Source organism: Bradyrhizobium sp. I71 (assembly GCF_022354745.1).
In the GTDB taxonomy this organism is placed as follows: domain Bacteria; phylum Pseudomonadota; class Alphaproteobacteria; order Rhizobiales; family Xanthobacteraceae; genus Bradyrhizobium; species Bradyrhizobium liaoningense.
Window position 1 is genome coordinate 1,768,999 of sequence record NZ_CP059398.1, and the last position, 21,593, is coordinate 1,790,591.

A 21,593-nucleotide genomic window follows, 5' to 3' on the forward strand; every position below is an offset into this window, starting at 1 on the left:
AGGGCCGTCAGCGAGGCAAGCCTCGCGCCCGCGCCTAGCGGCCTTTGCCCATCAACTCCGCCAGCGCGCGCCGCGCGACGATGCCGAGCTCGCCGAGCGTGGAGTGGCCGGACTCCGCCGCCTTGATCAGGCGCTCGGCGATGAACCTGCGGCTGTCATGACCGCCGCCATGCGGCAATTGGCGGCATGTCTCCTCGAGAACGACGTCCATGTTCGCTTTGGTGCGCTCACTCAACTCTGTCATGACGCCCGGCCGGTACGCGTGGCTTGTAAGCGCAAGCATACACAGAAGGATGCGCTCTGATTACCCCGGGCTATCACGGCCATTGTGCGTCGCGATGCGTGTGGTGCCGCAAACATTCGCGCGGTCACGATGCGCCGCAAACAACCACCGGGGATTGCACTTGCTCTGATGACAAGCTGAACCTGCGGCGATAGCCTGCCGGCAAAACAGAACATACGGGAGGAATGCCATGCCTGACGCAATGGTTGCCACACGTGCCTCCGATGAGCGCGGAACCGCTCAGCAGGTCGATGTCGCCGTGGTCGGCGCCGGATTTGCCGGCCTCTATCTTCTCCATCGCCTGCGCAAGGCCGGCTTCTCCACGGTCGCTCTCGAAGAGGCCGGCGATGTCGGCGGCACCTGGTACTGGAACCGCTATCCGGGGGCGCGCTGCGACATCCAGACCGTCGACTACAGCTACACCTTCGATCCGGAGCTCGAGACCGCCTGGACATGGTCGGAGAAATACGCGACCCAGCCGGAGATCCTGCGCTATCTCGGCTTCGTCGCCGATCGCTACGATCTCAGGCGCGACATTCGTTTCAGGACCAAGGTCACTGAAGCCAGATGGGACGATGCGTCCGAGCGCTGGCTCATCACCACCGACAATGGCGCACCGGTCTCCTGCCGCCATTACATCATGGCCACCGGCTGCCTCTCCGCGCCGAAGCCGCCGGAGATCGATGGCGTCAAGGACTTCAAAGGCGAGGTCTATTTCACCGGCCGCTGGCCGCATGACGGCGTCAATCTGTCGGGAAAACGCGTCGCCGTGATCGGCACGGGCTCGTCGGCGATCCAGTCGATCCCGCTGATCGCCGAGCAGGCCGCACATCTGACCGTGTTCCAGCGCACGCCGAATTTCGCGTTGCCCGCGCATAACGGCCCGGCGCCATCGGACCGCATGAGCCTGCTGCAGGGCGATCGCGCCGCCTATCGCGAGCAGGCGCGTCAGTCGATGGCCGGTGTGCCCTATCCGCAGCAGGCGGTCGTGAGCTGGCAGCTCACCGACGCCGAGCGCCGCGCGCGGTTCGAGGAAGCTTGGGGCAAGGGCGATCTCGTCTACATCCTGACGCAGTTGTGGGCCGACCAGGCGGTCGACCTCGAAGGCAACAAGCTGATCTGCGATCTCATCCGCGAGAAGATCGCAGCCGCCGTGAAGGACCCGCAAACCGCGGCGGCGCTGATGCCGGACGATCATCCGTTCGGGGCGAAGCGCCCCTGTCTCGACACCAACTACTACGCCACCTACAACCGGCCGAACGTCACGCTGGTCAATCTGCGCCAGGAGCCGATCAAGGCGATCACCGCAGGCGGCATCACGACGGCCAGGCGCAGCATCGACCTCGACGTCATCGTGTTCGCGACCGGTTTCGATGCGATGACCGGCGCGATCCGCGCCGTGCACCCGATCACCGGGCGCGGCGGCAAGTCGCTCTCGGACGTGTGGGCGAAGGGACCGGAGACCTATCTCGGCCTCACGGTCGCGGGCTTCCCGAACTTCTTCATGATCACCGGCCCAGGCAGCCCGTCGGTGCTGTCGAACATGGCGGTGTCGATCGAGCAGCATGTCGACTGGGTCGTGGACCGCCTTGCTGCGCTGCGCGAGGCCGGCTTCACCACGATCGAGCCGACAGAAACTGCGCAGGCCGGCTGGGGCCGGCACATGGCGGACTGTTCGACGCTGACGCTGCACCGGCTCGCCAACACTTGGTACACAGGCGCCAACGTGCCCGGCAAGGTCCAGGGACTGATGCCCTATACTGGTGGCGTCGGCCCCTATCGCAGCATCTGCGACGAGGTGGTCAGCCGCGGCATGCTCGGCTTCAGGCTCACCGGCCCCAACGGTGCCACGCAGTGCAATGACGGCGAGGTGGTGCGCCTGCAGCCGGACGTGCGGCTGGTGCTGAACCTGCTCGCATCGCTGAACCTGCCGCCGATCGAGTCGATGGGCGCGATCGGGGCGCGCGCCTTCGTCAACGAGTTCAACAAGGGCCGCCCGGCAGGACGGCCGATCGGCGAGATCGTCGACGGCACCCTGCCCGGCGCCGACGGTCCGCTGCCCTATCGCGTGTACAAGCCCACAGCGCCCGGCCCGCATCCGGTCGTGGTCTATTTCCACGGCGGCGGCTGGGTGCTCGGCGACGAGCAGTCGGACGAGCCGTTCTGCCGCGACATGGTGCGGCGAACCGGCATGATGTTCGTCAGCGTCGGCTATCGCCACGCGCCGGAGCATCGCTTCCCGGCCGCGGCTGAAGACGGCTATGCGGCAACGCGCTGGATCGCCGAGCACGCCGGCGAGCTCGGCGGCAAACCGGGTCCGGTGCTGGTCGCGGGCTGGAGCGCCGGCGGCAACATCGCCGCCGTCACCTGCCAGCTCGCGCGCGATCGTGGCGGGCCCGAAATCGCGGGCCAGCTCCTGATATGCCCGGTCACGGACTGCACCTTCGATCGCCCGTCCTACAACGACAATGCGACCGGCTATTTCCTGACGCTTTCGCTGATGTACTGGTTCTGGGACCTCTACTGCTCCCCGGCCGACCGCACCGATCCGCGCGTCTCGCCGCTGCGCGGCAAGGTCGCCGGCCTGCCGCCGGCCTTCGTCGTCACCTGCGAGTTCGATCCGTTGCGCGACGAGGGCGTCGCCTATGCCGAGGCAATGGCCGCAGCCGGCGTCCCGGTCGAACAGCTTCAGGCCCGCGGCCATTTCCACTCGTCCTTCACCATGGTCGATGTGGTGATCACCGGGGTGCCAGGCCGGGTGCGGATGGCCGAGGCCTTGCGCCGCTTTGCCGGGCTCCCGCCGGAGGTCAGCCGCGGCGACGAGCACAGCAGCGGTCAGGCCAGCCTCAAGATCGCGGCGGCGGCGAGCTGATCGCGACGAGACGGCGGGAACCTTTTCCCGGCTGCCGCGTTGAGGCGCTTGCGGCATTGAGATGCAGCGATAGGTGCGAGCCCCGGCACGCAAATCGGCGTGCTGGGGTGCTTCTTGCGTGAGGCGAGGCGATGGGGGATGCAGTCGCGGGTTCAAAGGTCGATTTTGGTGCGCTCGCGGTGCTGTATAAATGGCCGTCGCTTGCAAACCAGCGCCGGCCGGATCGGGAATCATACCAGATCAGCGAAGGTACCCTCGACGAGTGCATCTCGGCCTTCATGGAGAAGCCGGCAGCGACCCGGCATCTCTATGAGATCCGGACGGCGCCGCAGCCGCCACTCGTGACTGAGATCCTCTCGCCCGAGCACGTCATCGAGCTGTCGCGGCTGAGGGAATTTCTCTAACGGCAGCTTGCAAGCACGCGCGTAGGAACCTTCATCCGGACTTTTCCGTTGTCAGCGATCGGAAGCCAAGATCGGAAGCCAAGGCGTGAGCGCCTCAGATGCTTGAAGCTGGCATACCTTCACCTGTCGTGCCCTATGGCGCAGACCAGACTCTCTTCGTGGTGATCGATCGCCTCGACCGGTCGACCGAAATCCGCATTGAGCGGAGCGATCTCGAAACCACGATCGACGAACTCGTCGCCGGCTGCTTCAACGACCCCGTCAAGGTGATTTCGTTCAACACGCTCGAGCATTGGATGAAGGACATCTCGGCCGATGTCGCCGGCGAGATAAAGGCGCGCTGCGACATCGATGGCGTGACGCTGCCCGACTATCTCAGCGACTTCGTCGAGAGCCACCGCTAAAGCCCGTTGCGCCGATTGCGGGCGATAAAGAAGCGCCGGCTCCGCGGCGCTCTTCGAGGGCGCACCTCAGTGTCATGTCGTTTTCATGCACGCAGGGACGGCGCCCGAAAAAAGAAGCTCCGCGCCGAATGACGTGGTGCGATGAGCTCAAAGCATGGTCTGCGGGGAACGCGTGCCGCGGTGCTTGCCGGCGATGACCTCGATCTCGCGGCGGCGCTCGCCGGCGAAGTTCAGGAGCTTTTCGATCGTCAGCGTATCCGTGATCCGTTTGGCGAGCCGCTCGGCGCGCGCAGCCTGATCTTCGAGATACTGGATCGTGTTCAAGCGCCGCCTCCCCGAATGCCCCGAATTGTGTGGGCAGTCATGGTGCTTGAGAAGCAGCTAACAGCCGGTTAAGCGCGTCGCATCGGTCTTGCCGAGTCGCGCGCTATTGCACGACCTCCAGCCTGACATTGGTGATGCCCTTGTCGACCATGCCGAGCGCCTCGGCCGCAGAGGGAGTGATGTCGACCACGCGCCCGCGAATATAGGGTCCGCGATCGTTGACCCTGACGGTGACGAAGCGGCCGGAGGAGGTATCGGTGACCCGCAGCTTGGTGCCGAACGGCAGGGTCGGATGCGCCGCGGTCAACTCGTTCTTGTCGAACTTCTCGCCGCTCGCGGTTTCCGTATCCGAATAGAAGCTGGCGACGCCATGCGCGGGGGTCTGCTTGGCGTCACGGTCCGGGGCACGCGCCCGGCTGATCGGGCGTGGATGCAGCGCCGCCACCCTGTGCGGCCGCTCCACCGCGGCATGCCGGCTGGTACCGGCGAGATCGGCCTTCTGGCGGCCGACCGGCGCTTGAGCGCAGGCGGCGAGCGATGCTGCGGCGACGACCGCGAGCAGCAACCGGCACGAGGTTACGAAGGAAATCCGGGCAGTTTCGGCACGTGCAATGCGAGACATGGTACGCCCTCCGAACGACCGGATTTTCGGTCGGCAATGAGGGCAGAACCTTGTCGGAACAAAAGCGGCTCTGCGGCCGCGGACGTTTCACGACCGGCTGTGACGATTCCACCACAGTGCGTGTTCTGAATCGGAACAGTCGGCCCTTGGCCAGCGTGCGAGGCTGCGAAATCAGGCGCTTCACCAGAGGATGGCGAGCGCCTGACCGGAATGCGTTCCGGCGATCCCGATCGCATCGCGCTTTGGGGCCTCAGTATTTCGGCTCGTACATCTGCGACTGGACCAAAGCCTTCACGTCATTCGGCGCTGGTCCGTCCGCGAGCCCGCGCTGATAGGCGACGTCGGCAACGGCCGCAGCGATGCGGACCGAGACCTCGCGGATGCGCGGCAGTGCCGGATAGAGACTGCCTTGCGTGAGGTCCTCCTTGCCGACGCAATCGGCAAGCGTATGGGCCGCCGCCATGAACATCTCGTCGGTGACGAGGCGCGAGCCGCTGGCGATGACGCCGAGGCCGACGCCGGGGAAGATGTAGGAATTGTTGCCCTGGCGCGGCACGAAGCTGCGGCCGTTGAGCTTCACCGGATCGTACGGGCTGCCGCAGGCGAACAGCGCGCGGCCCTCGGTGTAGCGATAGGCATCTTCCGCCGAGCACTCGGCCTTCGACGTCGGGTTGGATAATGCGAACACGATCGGCCGCTCGTTGAGCTCGGCCATTGTCCTGAGCACGTCGGGTGTGAAGGCGCCGCCAACCGCGGCAACGCCGATGATCGCCGTCGGCTTCAGCGTCTTGATCGCGGTGAGGAAGTCGGCGATCGGTGCCTGGTCAGTGTGGGCATAGCGGAGCTTGTGACCGGAGAGGCCCTCGCGGCCGCCGACGACGAGACCGCGGGAATCCACCAGCCAGTTGCGGCGGAGCGCCTCGGCCTCGGTGGCACCCTCGGCCATCATGGCGGAGACTACGAGATCGGCGATGCCGGTTGCGGCCTCGCCCGCGCCGAGGAACAGGATGCGCTGATCCCTGAGCTTGCCGCCGGAAATGCGCAAGCCTGAGAACAGGCCTGCGAGCGCCACCGCCGCGGTGCCCTGGATATCGTCATTGAAGACGCAGGCTTCATCCCGGTACTTGTGCAGCAGCTTGAAGGCGGAATGATTGGCGAAATCCTCGAACTGGATCAGCACGCCCGGGAAAGTCTTTCGCGCAGCCTGCATGAACTCGTCGACGAAGCTGTCATAGGCTTCGCCGGTCAGCCGCCGCTCGCGCAGGCCGAGATAATAGGGATCGTTCAACAGCTCCTCGTTGTTGGTGCCGACATCGAGCACGATCGGCAGGCACGCTTCCGGATGCACGCCGGCGCAGGCCGAATAGAGCGAGAGCTTGCCGACCGGAATGCCCATGCCGTTGGCACCGAGATCGCCGAGGCCGAGGATACGCTCGCCGTCGGTGACGACGATCAGCTTGGCCGGATAGGGCCAGTTCTTCAGGATCTCCGCGATCTGGCCGCGATCGCGCGAGGAGATGAACATGCCGCGCGGCCGCTGGAAGATCAGGCCGTATTTCTGGCAGGCGAGCCCGACCGTCGGCGTGTAGATGATCGGCTGGATTTCGTCGATATTGTCGACGACGACGCGGAAGAACAGCGCCTCGTTGCGGTCATGCAGCGCATTCAGGGCGACGTATTTTTCCAGATCCGTCGGCAGCGTGCGCAGATTGGTGAGCACGCGCTGGGCCTGCGTCTCCATCGTCAGCACGCAAGGCGGCAGGAGGCCGCGCAGGCCGAGCGTCTCGCGCTCCGCTTCCGTGAAGGCAGTCCCCTTGTTGAGCAAGGGATCGCGCAGCAGCGTCATGCCTTGCTGCGAATTGGACGACGTCGATTGGGCAACGACCCGGGTAGGTCTATTCACGAATTCCCCCAAGGAGCTTCTATTTGAACCGCGGACATTGTCGGCCAGCGCTCCATCCAGATCAAGGACGGAGAGACTGGGGCATGAACTGTGATCTCGCACCGCAGCGAGCTTTTCGCGAGCGCCTGGCAGTTGCGCGCGAGAAAAAGGGTTAACGGCGCTACTCCGGCCTGATGTCGGCCGTCACAACGAGAGGCTACCATTTCACCGTCTCGGCCTCATGAAAGCGGCCATGTTCGCGCTACCGCATCAATAGAGGCAAGCCGGAAATCCAGGGGACAGCTTATCCAGCCGCCCGCCGCGGCGTCAGACTGGCGGCGCTATCCGCTGGCGGCGCGATGTGCATCAAAATGGTCTGGGTGGCGGATGCGACCTCGATACCGTTCTGCTGGAAGCGCAGCTTCATGCGCCGGTTGAATTCGCGCTGGACAGGCCAACGCCCGGCCTCGGTGCAGCGGATCTGGCCGACGATCGACACCATCGCACCATCGACCTTGTCGATGCCCCAGAGCTCGAGGTCGCCGCGTATCAACGCACGGAATTCAGGCTCGCGGCGCATCTCGTCGACGATGTCCTTGAGGATCTGGCCGGCACGGTCGGTGTCCTCCTTGTAGGCGACGTTGACGCTGACCGAGGCGTTGCCCGCGCCGCGACTGGCATTGGTGATGGTCGTGACCGCGCTGAAGGGCACGATATGGACGGCGCCGTCGCCGGCGCGCAGGCGAATGGTGCGGATCGAGACGTTCTCGACCACGCCCGAGAGCCCGGAGACGCTGACATTGTCACCGACCTGGACCGTGTTTTCCAGCAGCAGGAACAGGCCGGTGATGAGATCCTGCACCAGCTTTTGCGAACCGAAGCCGATCGCGATGCCGACGATGCCGGCACCCGCGAGCAGCGGCGCGACATTGACGCCGATCTCGCTGAGCGCCGTGAGGCCGACCACCGTGGCGATCAGGCAGAGCAGCGCCGTGCGCAGCATCGGCTGGAAGGTGCGCAAACGCGCGGCGCGGGCATAATGACCGTCCCGGGACAGCGCATTGATCTGGCGGTCCAGCAGCGCGTTGCTGGCTTCCCAGATCGCGGCTGCGATGAACACGGCAAGGCCGATCGTCACCACTGCGGAGATCAGCCTGCTGCCGATCTGGCCGCCATAGAACCAGACGATGGCGTCGACGCCCCAGACTTCGAGCACGGCGACGAAGCCGATGAAGGCGATCACGCCGGACACGATCCTGCGCAGCAGCGGCAGATAGCGGTTGGCACGGGTCTCGAGGCCCGGAAAGCGCTGGAGGATCTCCGGCTTGATGCGGAAGCCGCGGTCGATCAGGCCCAGCGTCACCATGATGACGACGCGCGTGACCAGCGCCACCACGGCCGTGCCGACGAAATATTGCAGCAGCAGCGAATAGCCGTTGCGGATGTTGAGCGCCCAAACCGCCCACAGCGCGAGATCGAGCGCGATGGCAGGATAGTGCCAGCCCCCGGCGATGCGGTTGCGCAAACGGGCCGCAATCCCCTGCCGCTCGGCCGGCGCACGGATGGCGTCGGCGACCTGGCGGCGGCATTGCAGGATGATGACGACGATGAAGAGGTGCACGACCAGCATCACCATGCGCAGCAGCGCGGCGTAGCCGGCGCGATGCAGGCCGAGCAGCAGCGCCACATTGGCAAAGGCGATGCCGGAGACGCCGACACCGACGATGCGGCGCGCCCAGATCTCGATATAGGCGGCGGTCTCGGCGCGCACCGGGAACAGGCCGTATGGCCCCACCAGTGCCCGGATCATGCAGATGAGCCCGCGCGAGAACGCATAGGCGTTGACGACTGCCAGGATCACGAGGCGGACGGTGGTAGGTTCGCCGATCTCGGTCCCGAGCAGTGCCGTAGCAACGCCCACGAAGACGATCACGGGAAGCAGTTCAAGCACGATGCGGCCCAGCACGAAAGGCAGCCGCAGCAACAGCTGCCAGATCCGCGCGAGGCTGTGACGGCGCTTGTGCAGTTCCGGCTCCGGGGTGACATCCGCGACCGATGGCGGCGGATCGGCGATCGGCAGGGCCTGCACTGGCAGACGTGCTGATTGCGGCGCGCGTGCTTCCAGGAACGCGACCGGACGCCGGATCAGGCGGAAGATCACCCATTCCGCGCAGAAGGCAGAACCGAACACCAGCGCCAGCTTCCAGGCGATCTCGATCAGGAGGTTGTAGGCCGCGGGATCGTTCGCGGTCCGCATGATCCAGTAATAGAACGCCGGGAAGTGCGTGAGCGTCCGCGCCATGCTGGCGATCTCACCCGAGATCTCGCCGATCTCCTCCGACACCGTGAGCAGGAGCTGCGCACCGAGGCCGTCGGCTGAGAGCGGGATCGGCGATTTTGGCTCGGGCGCGGGTTGCTGCGGACCGGACGCGTTGGCGATCGCGCGGAGCGTGTCGATCATCTGCGCGCGCTTCTTGTCGTCCTGAAGGGTTTCCAGCGCGCGCTTCGCCTCGTCGGGCGACAGTGCGGCAGCGCTGTTTGCCGGCCGCGAAGACGGCTCGGCACGGGCGCCGGAGGAAGGCGAAATCGTGAGGAAGAGAGCGGCGAGGAGCGCCGCGGCCAGCTTATGCGACACGAGGATTCCCTGGAAATACGAATGCGCCGGCGGCGTCGGGACCGTCACCGACGAAGCACATGCATCATGTCGGATTGCCGCTATTCGCCCGGGTCCTGTGTCGGAAGTTGGCCTTTGAGGCGACATTCTCTTGGCATTTGCCGCAATGCAGGATCAGGAGCCGCGGCGTCAACGAAACGCCTTCGGTCCCCGTGCGCACAAAGACCTCTCCCGTCATTGCGGAACGACGGCGAGGAGCAGGACGGCGGACAGCAGAATGTCATGAATGCCCATCGCGGCGGCCTCGTCACGGCCGTCAGACGCGATCGATGTGATGCAAAATACAGCGCCGGGAAGGTAGGGGCTTTGCCTCACTGATGCAGCCCGCTAAACCTTGTCCCGGCGTGCCGTTCGCGGTTTCTGCCGCTATGCGATAGTCCGAACGAGCTCCATCGCAATTAACGCGGCTGGATTTGCGGAGGTGGCGTCATAGACCTCCCCTTGCTCATGAGGTGGACGTTGCGTGTCGCTTGTTTGCGACCCTCGGCATGGTCCTCCTGCGACACAAAACTGTCAAGCGGGATCAAAGGCCCTAAAATCACATTTGAAGGCGCGTTCCAGGCCGTTCCCACGAGCGATTGGCCCCGTGAAAGCGGCGGAATAAATCCCTGACGGCAGCGTTTGTATCGAAGAGAATATCCGCCTCCGTCGCCCTCGTTCATGTCCGGAAAGCCAGAGATGAAAGCATCATTTTGCATCGCTGTTCTCGCTGCCCTCGTCACCGGATCAGCATTCGCGCAGAACCCGCCGCAGACGTCCACCAGGAAGGTCGACGGCACCGACAACGTCTACATCTTCCGCTATGGCGGCCATCAGTCGATGTTCGTGGTGACCCCGCAAGGCGTGATCGCGACCGATCCGATCTCCTATTTGCGTCCCGCCAAACCCTATATCGACGCGATCAAGGCGGTCACCGACAAGCCGATCAAATACGTCATCTACAGCCACCATCACTACGATCACATCGCCGGAGGCCAGCCCTTCAAGGACCTCGGCGCGACTTTCATCGCGCACCGCAAGACCAAGGAGCGCCTGCTCGAGCTGAAGAAGCAGAAATCTCTCCTCGCGGACGTCGTGATGCCGGATCAGGTGGTGGATGACAGGAAGAGCATCACGCTCGGCGGCACCACGCTGGAGCTGAACTATGTCGGCCGCAACCATTCCGACAATTCGCTGGTGATGCGGCTGCCGAAGGAAAAGCTCGTCTTCGTGGTCGACTTCGCTCCGATCGAGCAGGTCCAGTTCCGCAACATCCCCGACAACGCCTCGCCGCTGGAATATATCGCCTCGCTGAAGAAGCTGGCGTCGCTCGATTGGGAGCGGATGATCCCCGGCCATCCCTATGCCGGCGGTCGCCTCGGCACCAAGAAGGACGTCGAGGACGACATCGCCTACATGGAGGACCTCTCGGCCGAGGTGAAGAAGGCGGCGGACGCCGGCAAGTGCGTCGACGTCGCGATGAAGGAAGTGAAGCTGCCGAAATACGAGAAATGGGCGAATTACGAGACCGCGCTTCCCGCCAATGTCGAGCGCTTCTGCTACTGGTGGGCTCGCGGATATTGAGGGGAGTCTACAGAGGGCCGTGACGGTTCAGGATAGGCAAAGGCGCCAGAGCGCCGTGCCCGCCATCCCTTTCGCATGAACAATAGTGGCCACGCTTCGCCCACCGTACCGGTCCGCGGCGATCATGACATCATGCCCCTGTTTTGCCCGACGAGTCAAACGGCTTCGCCAAATCCGCAAAGCACGAGCTGCCTCGCCAAGTCATTGATTCCGCTGGCACGGGCTACTGTGCATGGGGTTGTTTTCGTACTTTCTTGTCGATGCAGGCGGGGCGACCTAGAGAAACATGTCCGCCAGGTCGACCGTCGAGGATTTTCCGATCTGGTCGAAGTGTCGTGCCAGCCAGCTTCGTGCCGCCTCGCGGCCCTCGTCGCGCAGGCGGCACAACAGGCTCCACTCGGGGTGGAACTGCGTGGCGGTGCCGAGCTGCGACATCAACTGGTCGTTGCCGATCCAGTGCATGTACATGCGACTATGCCTGTCGCTGTCGAGCTCGCCGTCGTCGATCAGCCGCGTGGCGAAGGCGATCGCGCGCATCTCGCGCATCAGGGACGAATTGAAGCTGATCTCGTTGATGCGGTGGAGCACGTCGGCTGCGCTGGTCGGCAGCTCGTCGCGCCGGATCGCCGTGACCTGCACGATGATGACGTCGTGACTGCCCTTGCGGTAGATCAGCGGATAGATCGCGGGATTGCCGAGATAGCCACCATCCCAATAATGCTCGCCGTCGATCTCGACGGCCTGGAAATAGGGCGGCAGGCAGGCCGAGGCGAGCACGGTCTCCGCCGTGAGCAGCGGGCTCTGGAACACCTTGATCTTGCCGGTGCGCACGTTGGTGGCGTTGAGAAACAGCTGCGGCGCCTCGGGCGAGGAATTGAGCAGGTCGAAATCGACCACGCGCTGCAGCAACGCGCGGAGCGGATTGAAATGAAAGGGATTGAGCAGGCCCGGCGGCAGCGTGTGCGTCAGCGTATGGATGACGGCGTGGACCGGATGATATTCCGGCGGCAGCCTCAGCGCCTGGATCCACTGGTTCAGCGGCGACATCAAATCGTACGCCATGTCCATGCGCGACACTTCGTACCAGAAAGCGTGCAGGCTCTCCCGCGCGGCCTCAGCACCTCCGTGCGCCATGCCGGAGGCCATCGCGACCGCATTCATGGCGCCCGCACTGGTCGCGCTGATCGCCTCGATCGCGAGCCTGCCGTCCTCGAGCACCTGGTCGAGCACGCCCCAGACGAAGGCGCCGTGCGCGCCGCCGCCCTGGAGCGCGAAATTGACGGTCTTGCGGTCCGAGGTACGGTTGGCTGTCACTTGGCTTTCTTCCTGCCTCCCGTCTCCTCTTTCTCCAGCGCCTTGCGTACCTGCTCGAACTCGGCGAGGGAGGCCTTGTCGGCGCGAGGAAAGCGCAGGTCGAGCTTTTCGAGCGTCGCGTTGATCACGGAGCCGATCACGACACGGGCGAACCATTTGTGGTCGGCGGGCACGACGTACCAGGGCGCGTGGGGCGTCGCCGTGTGGCGAACGATGTCCTGATAGACCGCCTGGTAGCGAGGCCACAGCGCGCGCTCCTTGATGTCGTCCATCGAGAACTTCCACTGCTTGGCCGGATCCTCCAGCCGCTCGAGGAAGCGCTTGCGTTGCTCCTCCCTGGAGACGTTGAGGAAGAATTTCAGCACGACGGTGCCGTTGCGGCAGAGATAGCGCTCGAAGGCCGAGATGTCCTCGAACCGCTCCCTCCAGATGTGCTTGGTCACGAGCTTCTGCGGTAGCTTCTCCTTGGCGAGAATCTCAGGGTGCACGCGCGTCACCAGGCATTCCTCGTAATGGGAGCGGTTGAAGATGCCGATACGCCCGCGCTCGGGCAGCGCGATCATATGGCGCCAGAGGAAGTCATGATCGAGCTCCTTGCTGCTCGGTGCCTTGAAGGCATGAACCTCGCAGCCCTGCGGATTGATGCCCTCGAAGATCGCCTTGATCGCAGAATCCTTGCCGCCGGCGTCCATCGCCTGGAACACGATCAGGAGCGACCAGCGGTCCTGCGCGTAAAGCTTCTCCTGAAATTCGATCATCCGCCTCTTGTTCGACTCGAGGACCGCCTGCGCCTTCTCCTTGTCGAGATCGCCCCTTTCGTCGGTCTTGTGGTCCTTGAGGTGAAACTTGCCCGAACCATCGTGGCGGAATGGCGAGATGTAGCGGTCAAGTTCCTGGGCGAGCGATTTGGACGGCTTCTTGTTCATGAGCGCGGGGCACCTTGCGTTGCGGCTTCAATCGGTCGAGCAAGCTACCAAGGATGCCCTTGGGAAGGAATATGATGAAAAGGACGAGCAGCACGCCGTAGACGAGGTTGTCCCAGCCGACCGCCCTGGTGCCGAAGCCGATGCGCAACGTTTCGGCCAGCAGAATGGTGATGATGGCGCCGACGGTCGGGCCGAGCGAGACGAACAGGCCGCCGACGATGGCAGCGAACACCATCTGGAGCGACACCGCGATGCCGCTGACCGTGTCAGGCGTGATGAACATCTGGTACTGGCAGTAGATCGCGCCGGCGAGCGCCGTCATCAGCGCGCTGAGCAGCGTGATCTTCAGCTTCTCCGCCGTGACATCGACGCCGGCGGCAGCAGCGGCGTCCTCGTCCTCCGAGATCGCCTCCAGCGCATAGCGCGCCATGCTGCGATCCACCCAGTGCCAGACCACGATGCCGAAGAGCCAGATCCCGAGCGCGATCAGGTACCAGGTCGTCTTGTCGTCGAACTGCAGCGCCAGCAGCTTGTTGCCCGAGGTCCGGTTCGGCGTGTAGCCCAGCGAGCCGCCGGTGTAGTCGCGTGTTGCGGTGATGACCTGAAGCACGATGCCGGAAAGCGCCAGCGTCACCAGCACGAAATAGTGGCCGGTGATGCGGAAGCGGAAGCAGGGATAGCCGACGATCAGTGCCAGCGCGCCGGCCGCGACCATGCTGATGGGGATGCCGATCCAGGGCGACAGGCCGAGGTGATTCCAGAGCAGCGCCGTGACATAGGCGCCGATCCCCATGAAGCCGCCATGGCCGAGCGAGACCAGGCCGAACCGCCCCATCATCGACCAGGAGGTGTAGGCGAACGACCAGATCAGGATCAGCACCAGAATGTGCAGATGATAGGGATCGCGATAGACGAAGGGCAGCGCGATCAGCGCCGCCAGGCCTATTCCCCAGGCTGCAAGCCGCCCCTGCCCCATCATCGGCGCCTCGCAAGCAGGCCCGCGGGCCGGATGAACATCATGACGATGAAGAAGGCGAAGGCGAGCACATAGCCCCATTCGAGATCGGAGAACAGGCCGCCGAGCGAGATGATCTCGGCGAACACGAAGGCGGCGATGAAGCCGCCGATGAAATTGCCGAGGCCCCCGAGCACGCAGATCAGGAAGGTGATCGGCCCGAAGGAGAGGCCGACGAAGGGATGCACGTCGTATTGCAGCACCAGAAGGCAGGCGGCGAGGCCGGCCAGCGCGCCGCCCAGCGCCGAGGTGATCAGATAGATCCGCCTGGTGTCGACGCCCATCAGCGCCATGATCTGGCGGTCCTGCGAGATGGCGCGGATCGCCGTGCCGGTGAAGGTTCGCGTCATGAACAGATAGACGGCGACCATGCCAACCAGCGCCGCCAGGAACGATAGCAGCCGTGCATAGCTGAAGTTCATGTCGCCGAAGGCAAGCACCGGCAGGCGGATGCCGAGATTGCGGAAGTCGATGCCGAAGGCGACGGTGGCAAAGCTCTGGAGCACGAACAGCACGCCGCCGGTCGCGAGCAGCTGGTTGATCGGCGGCGCAGTCAGCAGCGGCGCGATCACGAGGTAGTGCAACGCCGCGCCAAGCACCGCGACCAGCAGGATGGTGAGCGGCGCGGCGACGAAATAGCTGAGCCCGTAGTACTGCACCATGAAGTACATGCCGTACATGCCGATCATCACGAGCTCGGCATAGCAGATCCACGTGACGTCGATGACGCCAAAGATCAGATTGAGGCCGAGCGCGAGCAGCGCCAGCACGCCCCCGAGCAGGATGCCGTTGATCACGGCCTCCAGCAGGTAGATGTCGAAAATGTCCAGGAACGCCTGCATGCCCTTCACACCCCGAGATATGCTTCCTTGACCGTGTCGCTCGCCAGCATCTCGGCCGAGGTGCCGGACGCGCGGATCGAGCCGGCCTCGATCAGATAGGCGCGGTCGACCACTTTCAGCACCTGCTGCACGTTCTGCTCGACGATCAGCACGGTCAGCCCGCTGGCGCGAATCCGCTTCACCAGCTCGAACACCTGCTGCACCACGACCGGCGCAAGCCCCGCCGAGGGCTCGTCGAGCAGCAGCAGCTTCGGATTGGACATCATCGCGCGGCCGATCGCGCACATCTGCTGCTCGCCGCCGGACATGGTACCCGCCATCTGGTGGCGGCGCTCCTTCAGGCGCGGGAACAGCTCGAACACGACGTCGAGCCGCTCGGCATAGTGCCCTCGCGCCTCCTTCATGAAGGCGCCCATCTTGAGATTGTCGTCCACCGTGAGCTGCGGAAACAGCCGCCGGTTCTCCGGCACATGCGCGATGCCGAGGCTGACGATCTTGTGCGAGGGCGTCGCCACGAGGTCGACGCCTTCCATTCTGATCGAGCCGCGCGAGGGCCTGATCAGGCCGGAGATCACGCGCATCAAGGTGGTCTTGCCGGCGCCGTTCGGGCCGATGACGCCGACGGCCTCACCGGCCTTCACATCGAGGTCGACGTCGAACAGGGCCTGGAAGGTGCCGTAGCCGGCATTGACGCCGCGAAGCTCCAGCATCGGCTAGCCTCCCGCCCGGCGGCGCGCTTCGGCGGCCGCGGCCTGCGTGGTCTCGGCATCGGTGCCGAGATAGACCTCGATCACCCGCGGATCGCCGGCGACCGCACTCGGCAGGCCTTCCGATATCTTCTCGCCGTGATCGAGCACCATGACGCGATCGACGACCCGCATCAGCACGCCCATGATGTGCTCGACCCAGATGATGGTGATGCCGAGCTCGTCGCGGATGTTGCGCAGCATGTCGGCCGCCTGATCCATCTCGGCCTCGTCGAGACCGCCGAGGCTCTCGTCGGCGAGCAGCAGCTTCGGTGCGGTGGCGAGCGCCTTGGCGAGCTCGAGCTTCTTCAGGCCGGCAGCGCCGAGGCCATCGACGCTGGCATGGCGATCGGTGGGCAGGCCGACCATGGCGAGCGAGCGCTCGGCCGCCTCTTCCGCCCTGGCGCGGCTGTGGCGGCCCTGGCCGTAGAAGCCGGCGAGCGCAACGTTCTCGAAAATGGTCAGGCGGCGGAAGGGGCGCGGAATCTGGAAGGTGCGGCCGATGCCGCTGTTGATGATCCGGTGCGGCGCGAGGCCCGCGATCTCGTGGCCGGCGAAAAGTATCGAACCTGATGTCGGCGCCAACGTGCCGGAGAGCATGTTGAAGATCGTGCTCTTGCCCGAACCGTTGGGGCCGATCAGACCGAGGATCTCGCCCTCGTCGACCTTGAACGACACGTTGTTCACGGCGGTGAAGCCGCCAAATCGCTTCACCAGCCCGTTCACTTCCAGCACCGCCGCTCTCCGCCGCTACTGGTTGCTGTAGGTGGTGCCTTTCGGCAGCGGCAGCACGGCCTCGCGCTGCGCCTGGCTCTTGGGCCACACCACGTAGGACTTGTCGTCGACGTACTGGATCACGACGGGGAACGAGCGCTCGTTCTGGCCGGCCATTGGCGAGCCATCGCCGTGGAATTTGACGCCGAAGCCGAGCATGGTGCCACCTTCGGGTATGTCGGTGTCGAGTGCTGCCTTGCGCAGGGCGTCGGGATCTATGCCGCCATATTTCTTGATCGCTCGCGGCAGCACGTCGGTCAGGAACAGGTAGGTGTTGGACGCAGCCATGCCGACATGAGCCGAACGGATGGCGACGCCCGGCTTGCGCTTGTCGAACTCCTCGCCAACCGCCTTGATGATCGGCGGCAGCTTCGGATCCATGCTCTTCTGGTTGGCGAGCCAGATCGAGATCGGATCGGTGTTGAAGAAGTAGTTTACATCGGAGCCCAGGCCTTCCTTCAGCTTCTCATAGACCCCGTAGCCGGCGCCATGTCCCACGAGTGCACCGAACTTCAGCCCTTGTTCGCGGGCTTGCCGGAGCAACAGGGTGATGTCGGGATTATAGCCGGTGTGGAAGATCACGTCCGGCTTGGCCCGCTTCAGCTTGGTGACCAGCGAAGACAAATCCGGGGCCGTGGCCGAATAGCCTTCCCTGAGCACGATGTTGAAACCGGCCTTCTTGGCACCAGCTTCATTGCCTTTGGCAACGTCGACGCCGTAGGCGCCGTCCTCATGGATGATGGCGACCCGCAGGTCCTTCGGATCCTTGCCCAACTTTTCCTTCGTGTTCTGCGCGATGAAGTCCATCGTCATCATACCGAACTGATCGCCGGAGGCCTGCGGCCGAAACACGTATTTGTAGTTCTTGTTCTCCAGCACCGCGGACGAAATGCAGGTCGTGATCCACATGAACTTCTTCAGCTGCTCGACGCGCGCTGCCACCGGCACGCACTGCGCCGAGGAAAAGAAGCCGAGCAGCATGTCGACCTTTTCCTGCTCGATCAAACGTATCGCTTCATTGATGGCGACGTCCGGCTTGCTCTGAGCATCGGCATAGATCGCCTCGATCTTGTAGCCCTCGACATCCTTCGCGCTGTACTGATCCAGCATGATTCTTGCGCCGGTATACTGCAGCTCCGAGCCGCCGCCGGCGAGCGGGCCGGTCAGATCATAGATGACGCCGATCTTGAGCTTCTTCTCCTGGGCCTCGGCGGACACCGCCAAGCCTGTCGCTGATATCGCGACCAACAGCCCACGTACCAAACGGGTAGCCATGCGCAGGCGCATCAAAACCTCCCTGGACGATTGTGCATCGCATTCTTGTTGGTTTTGCTTTTTGCCCATCACATGGGCTGAGCGCGGCGATGTCAAGCCTCGCGCATCAGCGCGAGGCGAACTGGCGCTCGACGAAGGCCGTGACAAATCGCGGCATGGACGGCCTCAGATCACCCATGTCGCGCACGAGATGAATGGCCGACAATTCAGGCTCGTCGTCACGTGCGAGATTGGCTTCGATCCGGGCGCGGGCCTCGTCGGCCGGCATGTCCAGGTTGAGAATCTGAATCATCGCAATCGCGCGGCCGGAGACGACGCAGTGCCAGTCCGCCTCCGCCGCGTAGTCGTCGGGGGTCAGCCCGGTTTCCTCCGCGATCTCGCGGACGACGCTGCCGGGAACGTCGAGGGCGCCACCCCTGACGTCGCCGAGGTCGGGCGTGCCCGACGGGAAATAGATGCGGCCCGCATTGGCGGTGTGCTGTCCCATTTCGCCCATCACGAAGGCGCCGTCGGAGGTGCGCAGTGCGCCCATGCCGAAACCGTTAAACACGGCCGTGTCTGGAAAGCCCCAGTCGCGCCAGGCGAGAAAGCTGGCGAAATCGGTCTCGAAATAGGTCGCGGCGAGATGGCGATCGGTGAACACGGCATCGCGCCCGAGCAAGACGCGGCCGTTCCAGATCTTCGGCCGCTCGCGCTGCTTCTCGGCGAAATGCGCCGCAATCTCGGCGCGCCGTTCCTCCGCGAACGGCCACACGACCGGCCGGACGGCAAGATCAAGCGTCGTGACGCGATGAATGACAGGTGACGTCATGACGGGGCGGATACCACGCCTTCGCGTCGGCTATTTGGCATTGCCCGTGGTCTTCTTGGCCTGGTCGACGAATTTGTTGGTGAAGGTCTTGCTGACGTCGATCTTGGCGTTCGCGACCTCGGGCGAGCCGACGCTGAACACCGCGAGCACGGCATCCGCGCCCTTCGGATCCATCTTGCCGGTTTCCGAGAACATCGGGATCGTGTTCTTCAGCGCGGCGAGATAGAGGTCCTTGTTCTTGCCGACCACCTGCTCCGGCATCTTCGCCATGATCTCCTCGGGCGAATGCGCGTGGATCCAGGCCAGCGTCGCGAGGATCGCATTGGTGAGCGCCTGCGTCTCCTTCTCATGGCCGTTGATCCAGGCCGCGGTCGAGTACAGCGCGCCGCCCGGATATTCGCCGCCGAACGTCTCGAGCGTGTCCTTCTGGGTGCGGGTGTCCGAGAGGATGCGCAGATCCTTGTGGCTGCCCTGAAGCACGGTCACCGAAGGATCGAGCATCACGGCCGCGTCGATCTGGCCCTGCTGCATGGCGGCAACCGCGGTGGCGCCGAGGCCGACACCGATCACGGCGGTATCGGCGGGATCGACGCCGTTCTTCTTGAGCATGTATTTGAGGAAGAAGTCGGTGGAAGATCCGGGCGCGCTGACGCCGACCTTCTTGCCGGCGAGATCCTTGACCGATTTGATGTCGTTGGTGCGCGAGGGTGCGACCACCAGCACGAGACCGGGGTAACGGTCATAGACCACGAAGGACTGGAGCTCCTGCTTCTTGGCCGCGAGATTGACGCAATGGTCGAAATAGCCGGAGACCACGTCGGCGCTGCCGCCGAGCACGGCCTTCAGCGCGTCCGAACCGCCCTTGAGATCCACGAGTTCGACATTGAGGCCGGCCTTCTCGTATTCGCCGAGCTGCTTGGCCAGCACCGTGGGCAGGTAGCACAGGCAGGAGCCGCCGCCGACCGCGATGGTCACCTTGCTTTGCGCCGCGGCAAGCGAGGTGGTGAGCGTCAGCACGAGCAGCGCGCCGGCGAGCCTGGCAATCGTGTTCTTCATTGGGTTCCTCCGTTCGGCCGGCGGCACCATAAAGCAGCGGGACGAGCTTGAGAAGCGCTGCTCCGGTCATTCAATCGAGACCGTCACAGCCTAGCCGCGCCCGTCCGACGCGGTCGGCCTCCAGACCAACAGCCGCCGCTCCACCAGCGTGACGCCGAAGTCGATCAGGATGACGAAGGCCGAGAGCACGAACATGCCGGCGAACACACCGGCAACGTCGAACACGCCCTCGGCCTGCTGAATGAGATAGCCGAGCCCCGCCGCCGATCCCAGATATTCGCCGACGACCGCGCCGACCACCGCGAAGCCGACCGAGGTGTGCAGCGAGGAGAACATCCAGGACAGCGCCGACGGCCAATACACGTGCTGCATCAACTGCCGCTCGCTCATGCCGAGCATGCGGCCGTTGTCGAGCACGGTGCGGCTGACTTCTTTCACGCCCTGATAGACGTTGAAGAACACGATGAAGAACACCAAGGTGACGCCGAGCGCGACCTTGGACCAGATGCCGAGGCCGAGCCACAGCGCGAAGATCGGCGCCAGCACGACGCGCGGCAGTGCGTTGACCATCTTCACGTAGGGGTCGAACACGGCGGCGACCAGCGGCTGGCGCGCGAACCAGAAGCCGACCAGCACGCCGCCGAGCGATCCGATCACGAAGGCGAGGATCGATTCCGCCAATGTGATGCCGAGGTGCTTCCAGATCACGCCGGACGAGAACCATTTCACTATCTGGCTGAACACGTCGAATGGGTTGGAGAAGAAGAACGGCGGCAGCAGGATCTTGCCGAACACGGGGACGGTCGACAGCACTTGCCACAGCACGATGCAGACGACCGCGACCAGGATTTGCAGCGCAAGCAGCGTGGGACGCGACATCAGACCGCCTCCGCCGCGTGCGTGGATTGCGCGTAGCCCTTCATCACCTCGTCCTTGAGCACGCTCCAGATCTCGCGATGCAGCGCATGGAATTCCTTGTCCAGCCGCACCTCGAAGATGTCGCGCGGGCGCGGCAGGCTCACCCGCCAGTCGCCGATGATGCGCGAGAACGGCCCGGCCGACATGATCACGACGCGATCGGCGAGCGCGATCGCCTCTTCCAGATCATGGGTCACGAACAGCACGGCCTTGCGGTCGGCGCTCCACAAGTCGAGCAGCAGGTTGCCCATGACCTGGCGGGTCTGCGCATCGAGTGGCCCGAACGGCTCATCCATGAGCAGGATTTTTGGATCGCGAATCAGCACCTGCGCCAGCGCCACGCGCTTGCGCTGTCCACCGGAGAGCATGTGCGGATAGCGGCCCGCAAAGGCGCCGAGGCCGACGGACGTCAGCCATTTTTGCGCCCGCGGCAGCGCTTCGGCGCGCGGCGTGCCCTTGATCTCGAGCCCGATCGCGACATTGTCGAGCGCGGTCTTCCACGGGAACAGCGCGTCGGCCTGGAACAGGTAGCCGGCATCCCGGTTCAGCCCCGCCAGCGGCCGGTCGAAGATCTGGACGCTGCCGGCCGCGGGCTTCAGCAGCCCGGCCGCAACGTTGAGCAGCGTCGATTTCCCACAGCCGGTCGGGCCGACGATGGCGACGAACTCGCCCTGGGCGACCGTGAGATGGGCTTTCTCGACCGCCGTATAGACCCGCCCGTCCCCGAGGCGGAACGCGACCTTGGCATCTTCCAGCGCCACTGCCGTGGGCGTCGTCATGTGCTTCCTCCGAGTTCAGGCCGATGCCTTAGCCGCTCGCGCGGCCAAGTTCAATCAAGGCGCCAAGCGTGCTACGCATACCGCGCTGCCGCGCTCTTACCCTCCCCTG

General features: G+C 64.5%; 20 protein-coding genes. 4 read left to right on the forward strand and 16 right to left on the reverse strand.

From position 1 onward, the window contains the following. Positions 1 to 34: 34 nt before the first annotated feature. Positions 35 to 283 (reverse strand): hypothetical protein, encoded by a 249-nt coding sequence (locus FJV43_RS08850; RefSeq protein ID WP_345946182.1) that lies wholly within the window; start codon positions 281 to 283, stop codon positions 35 to 37. Positions 284 to 473: 190 nt separating this feature from the next. Between FJV43_RS08850 and FJV43_RS08855 the strand changes: the two genes are divergently transcribed. The 3 genes from FJV43_RS08855 to FJV43_RS08865 all read left to right on the forward strand — a co-directional run bounded on the left by FJV43_RS08855 (position 474) and on the right by FJV43_RS08865 (position 3,963). Further along, positions 474 to 3,155: an alpha/beta hydrolase fold domain-containing protein gene (locus FJV43_RS08855; RefSeq protein WP_239626254.1), complete on the forward strand. Its 2,682-nt coding sequence runs from the start codon at positions 474 to 476 to the stop codon at positions 3,153 to 3,155. Between the two features lie 131 nt (positions 3,156 to 3,286). Beyond that, positions 3,287 to 3,559 carry a hypothetical protein gene (locus FJV43_RS08860; RefSeq protein WP_239626255.1) on the forward strand — a complete coding sequence of 91 codons (273 nt, stop codon included), beginning with the start codon at positions 3,287 to 3,289 and terminating at the stop codon, positions 3,557 to 3,559. Between the two features lie 98 nt (positions 3,560 to 3,657). Beyond that, positions 3,658 to 3,963, forward strand: coding sequence for a hypothetical protein (locus tag FJV43_RS08865; RefSeq protein ID WP_239626257.1), 306 nt, complete (start codon positions 3,658 to 3,660; stop codon positions 3,961 to 3,963). 147 nt (positions 3,964 to 4,110) lie between these two features. Here FJV43_RS08865 and FJV43_RS08870 read toward each other — a convergent pair whose 3' ends face one another. The 4 genes from FJV43_RS08870 to FJV43_RS08885 all read right to left on the reverse strand — a co-directional run bounded on the left by FJV43_RS08870 (position 4,111) and on the right by FJV43_RS08885 (position 9,426). Next, positions 4,111 to 4,287: a hypothetical protein gene (locus FJV43_RS08870; protein WP_239626258.1), complete on the reverse strand. Its 177-nt coding sequence runs from the start codon at positions 4,285 to 4,287 to the stop codon at positions 4,111 to 4,113. A gap of 103 nt (positions 4,288 to 4,390) precedes the next feature. Beyond that, positions 4,391 to 4,909, reverse strand: a complete 519-nt coding sequence (locus tag FJV43_RS08875; protein ID WP_239626260.1) for a septal ring lytic transglycosylase RlpA family protein — start codon at positions 4,907 to 4,909, stop codon at positions 4,391 to 4,393. A gap of 250 nt (positions 4,910 to 5,159) precedes the next feature. Next, on the reverse strand, positions 5,160 to 6,755 hold the full coding sequence (locus FJV43_RS08880; protein WP_239629365.1) for an NAD-dependent malic enzyme: 1,596 nt from the start codon (positions 6,753 to 6,755) through the stop codon (positions 5,160 to 5,162). A 340-nt stretch (positions 6,756 to 7,095) separates the two neighbouring features. Next, positions 7,096 to 9,426, reverse strand: coding sequence for a mechanosensitive ion channel domain-containing protein (locus tag FJV43_RS08885; RefSeq protein WP_239626262.1), 2,331 nt, complete (start codon positions 9,424 to 9,426; stop codon positions 7,096 to 7,098). A gap of 717 nt (positions 9,427 to 10,143) precedes the next feature. Here FJV43_RS08885 and FJV43_RS08890 point away from each other — a divergent pair. After that, positions 10,144 to 11,028: an MBL fold metallo-hydrolase gene (locus FJV43_RS08890; protein ID WP_239626271.1), complete on the forward strand. Its 885-nt coding sequence runs from the start codon at positions 10,144 to 10,146 to the stop codon at positions 11,026 to 11,028. A gap of 276 nt (positions 11,029 to 11,304) precedes the next feature. Here FJV43_RS08890 and FJV43_RS08895 read toward each other — a convergent pair whose 3' ends face one another. From FJV43_RS08895 to FJV43_RS08945, 11 genes are all read right to left on the reverse strand, one after another. Then, positions 11,305 to 12,342 carry a patatin-like phospholipase family protein gene (locus tag FJV43_RS08895; RefSeq protein WP_194392461.1) on the reverse strand — a complete coding sequence of 346 codons (1,038 nt, stop codon included), beginning with the start codon at positions 12,340 to 12,342 and terminating at the stop codon, positions 11,305 to 11,307. Then, positions 12,339 to 13,268 (reverse strand): polyphosphate kinase 2 family protein, encoded by a 930-nt coding sequence (locus FJV43_RS08900; protein WP_239626273.1) that lies wholly within the window; start codon positions 13,266 to 13,268, stop codon positions 12,339 to 12,341. The genes FJV43_RS08895 and FJV43_RS08900 overlap by 4 nt, the downstream gene beginning before the upstream one ends. Next, positions 13,228 to 14,247: a branched-chain amino acid ABC transporter permease gene (locus FJV43_RS08905; protein ID WP_239626275.1), complete on the reverse strand. Its 1,020-nt coding sequence runs from the start codon at positions 14,245 to 14,247 to the stop codon at positions 13,228 to 13,230. Before FJV43_RS08905 ends, FJV43_RS08900 begins: the two co-directional genes overlap by 41 nt. Next, entirely contained in the window at positions 14,244 to 15,125 is an 882-nt protein-coding gene (locus FJV43_RS08910; protein WP_131869829.1) for a branched-chain amino acid ABC transporter permease, read from the reverse strand. The genes FJV43_RS08905 and FJV43_RS08910 overlap by 4 nt, the downstream gene beginning before the upstream one ends. A 5-nt stretch (positions 15,126 to 15,130) precedes the next feature. Then, positions 15,131 to 15,835 carry an ABC transporter ATP-binding protein gene (locus FJV43_RS08915; RefSeq protein ID WP_239626277.1) on the reverse strand — a complete coding sequence of 235 codons (705 nt, stop codon included), beginning with the start codon at positions 15,833 to 15,835 and terminating at the stop codon, positions 15,131 to 15,133. A gap of 3 nt (positions 15,836 to 15,838) precedes the next feature. After that, the gene (locus tag FJV43_RS08920) at positions 15,839 to 16,606 is read right to left on the reverse strand and encodes an ABC transporter ATP-binding protein (protein WP_061879292.1); all 768 of its coding nucleotides are present in this window, start codon (positions 16,604 to 16,606) and stop codon (positions 15,839 to 15,841) included. 15 nt (positions 16,607 to 16,621) lie between these two features. Then, positions 16,622 to 17,932: an ABC transporter substrate-binding protein gene (locus FJV43_RS08925; protein WP_239626279.1), complete on the reverse strand. Its 1,311-nt coding sequence runs from the start codon at positions 17,930 to 17,932 to the stop codon at positions 16,622 to 16,624. A 94-nt stretch (positions 17,933 to 18,026) separates the two neighbouring features. Then, on the reverse strand, positions 18,027 to 18,731 hold the full coding sequence (locus FJV43_RS08930) for an NUDIX hydrolase (RefSeq protein WP_239626280.1): 705 nt from the start codon (positions 18,729 to 18,731) through the stop codon (positions 18,027 to 18,029). 30 nt (positions 18,732 to 18,761) lie between these two features. After that, positions 18,762 to 19,787, reverse strand: a complete 1,026-nt coding sequence (locus FJV43_RS08935; protein ID WP_239626282.1) for an ABC transporter substrate-binding protein — start codon at positions 19,785 to 19,787, stop codon at positions 18,762 to 18,764. 90 nt (positions 19,788 to 19,877) lie between these two features. Further along, the gene (locus FJV43_RS08940; protein WP_061879298.1) at positions 19,878 to 20,666 is read right to left on the reverse strand and encodes an ABC transporter permease; all 789 of its coding nucleotides are present in this window, start codon (positions 20,664 to 20,666) and stop codon (positions 19,878 to 19,880) included. Then, complete coding sequence (locus tag FJV43_RS08945; protein WP_239626284.1) at positions 20,666 to 21,484, reverse strand: ABC transporter ATP-binding protein; 819 nt, start codon at positions 21,482 to 21,484, stop codon at positions 20,666 to 20,668. The genes FJV43_RS08940 and FJV43_RS08945 overlap by 1 nt, the downstream gene beginning before the upstream one ends. Between the last annotated feature and the right edge of the window lie 109 nt (positions 21,485 to 21,593).

Excerpts from the sequence above, each read along its gene's own strand:
- FJV43_RS08850 (WP_345946182.1), bottom strand. The coding sequence starts at position 283 with ATGCTTGCGCTTACAAGCCACGCGTACCGGCCGGGCGTCATGACAGAG.
- FJV43_RS08855 (WP_239626254.1), top strand. The coding sequence starts at position 474 with ATGCCTGACGCAATGGTTGCCACACGTGCCTCCGATGAGCGCGGAACC.
- FJV43_RS08860 (WP_239626255.1), top strand. The coding sequence starts at position 3,287 with ATGGGGGATGCAGTCGCGGGTTCAAAGGTCGATTTTGGTGCGCTCGCG.
- FJV43_RS08865 (WP_239626257.1), top strand. The coding sequence starts at position 3,658 with ATGCTTGAAGCTGGCATACCTTCACCTGTCGTGCCCTATGGCGCAGAC.
- FJV43_RS08875 (WP_239626260.1), bottom strand. The coding sequence starts at position 4,909 with ATGTCTCGCATTGCACGTGCCGAAACTGCCCGGATTTCCTTCGTAACC.
- FJV43_RS08880 (WP_239629365.1), bottom strand. The coding sequence starts at position 6,755 with ATGACGCTGCTGCGCGATCCCTTGCTCAACAAGGGGACTGCCTTCACG.
- FJV43_RS08890 (WP_239626271.1), top strand. The coding sequence starts at position 10,144 with ATGAAAGCATCATTTTGCATCGCTGTTCTCGCTGCCCTCGTCACCGGA.
- FJV43_RS08900 (WP_239626273.1), bottom strand. The coding sequence starts at position 13,268 with ATGAACAAGAAGCCGTCCAAATCGCTCGCCCAGGAACTTGACCGCTAC.
- FJV43_RS08905 (WP_239626275.1), bottom strand. The coding sequence starts at position 14,247 with ATGATGGGGCAGGGGCGGCTTGCAGCCTGGGGAATAGGCCTGGCGGCG.
- FJV43_RS08910 (WP_131869829.1), bottom strand. The coding sequence starts at position 15,125 with ATGCAGGCGTTCCTGGACATTTTCGACATCTACCTGCTGGAGGCCGTG.
- FJV43_RS08915 (WP_239626277.1), bottom strand. The coding sequence starts at position 15,835 with ATGCTGGAGCTTCGCGGCGTCAATGCCGGCTACGGCACCTTCCAGGCC.
- FJV43_RS08925 (WP_239626279.1), bottom strand. The coding sequence starts at position 17,932 with ATGCGCCTGCGCATGGCTACCCGTTTGGTACGTGGGCTGTTGGTCGCG.
- FJV43_RS08930 (WP_239626280.1), bottom strand. The coding sequence starts at position 18,731 with ATGACGTCACCTGTCATTCATCGCGTCACGACGCTTGATCTTGCCGTC.
- FJV43_RS08935 (WP_239626282.1), bottom strand. The coding sequence starts at position 19,787 with ATGAAGAACACGATTGCCAGGCTCGCCGGCGCGCTGCTCGTGCTGACG.
- FJV43_RS08940 (WP_061879298.1), bottom strand. The coding sequence starts at position 20,666 with ATGTCGCGTCCCACGCTGCTTGCGCTGCAAATCCTGGTCGCGGTCGTC.
- FJV43_RS08945 (WP_239626284.1), bottom strand. The coding sequence starts at position 21,484 with ATGACGACGCCCACGGCAGTGGCGCTGGAAGATGCCAAGGTCGCGTTC.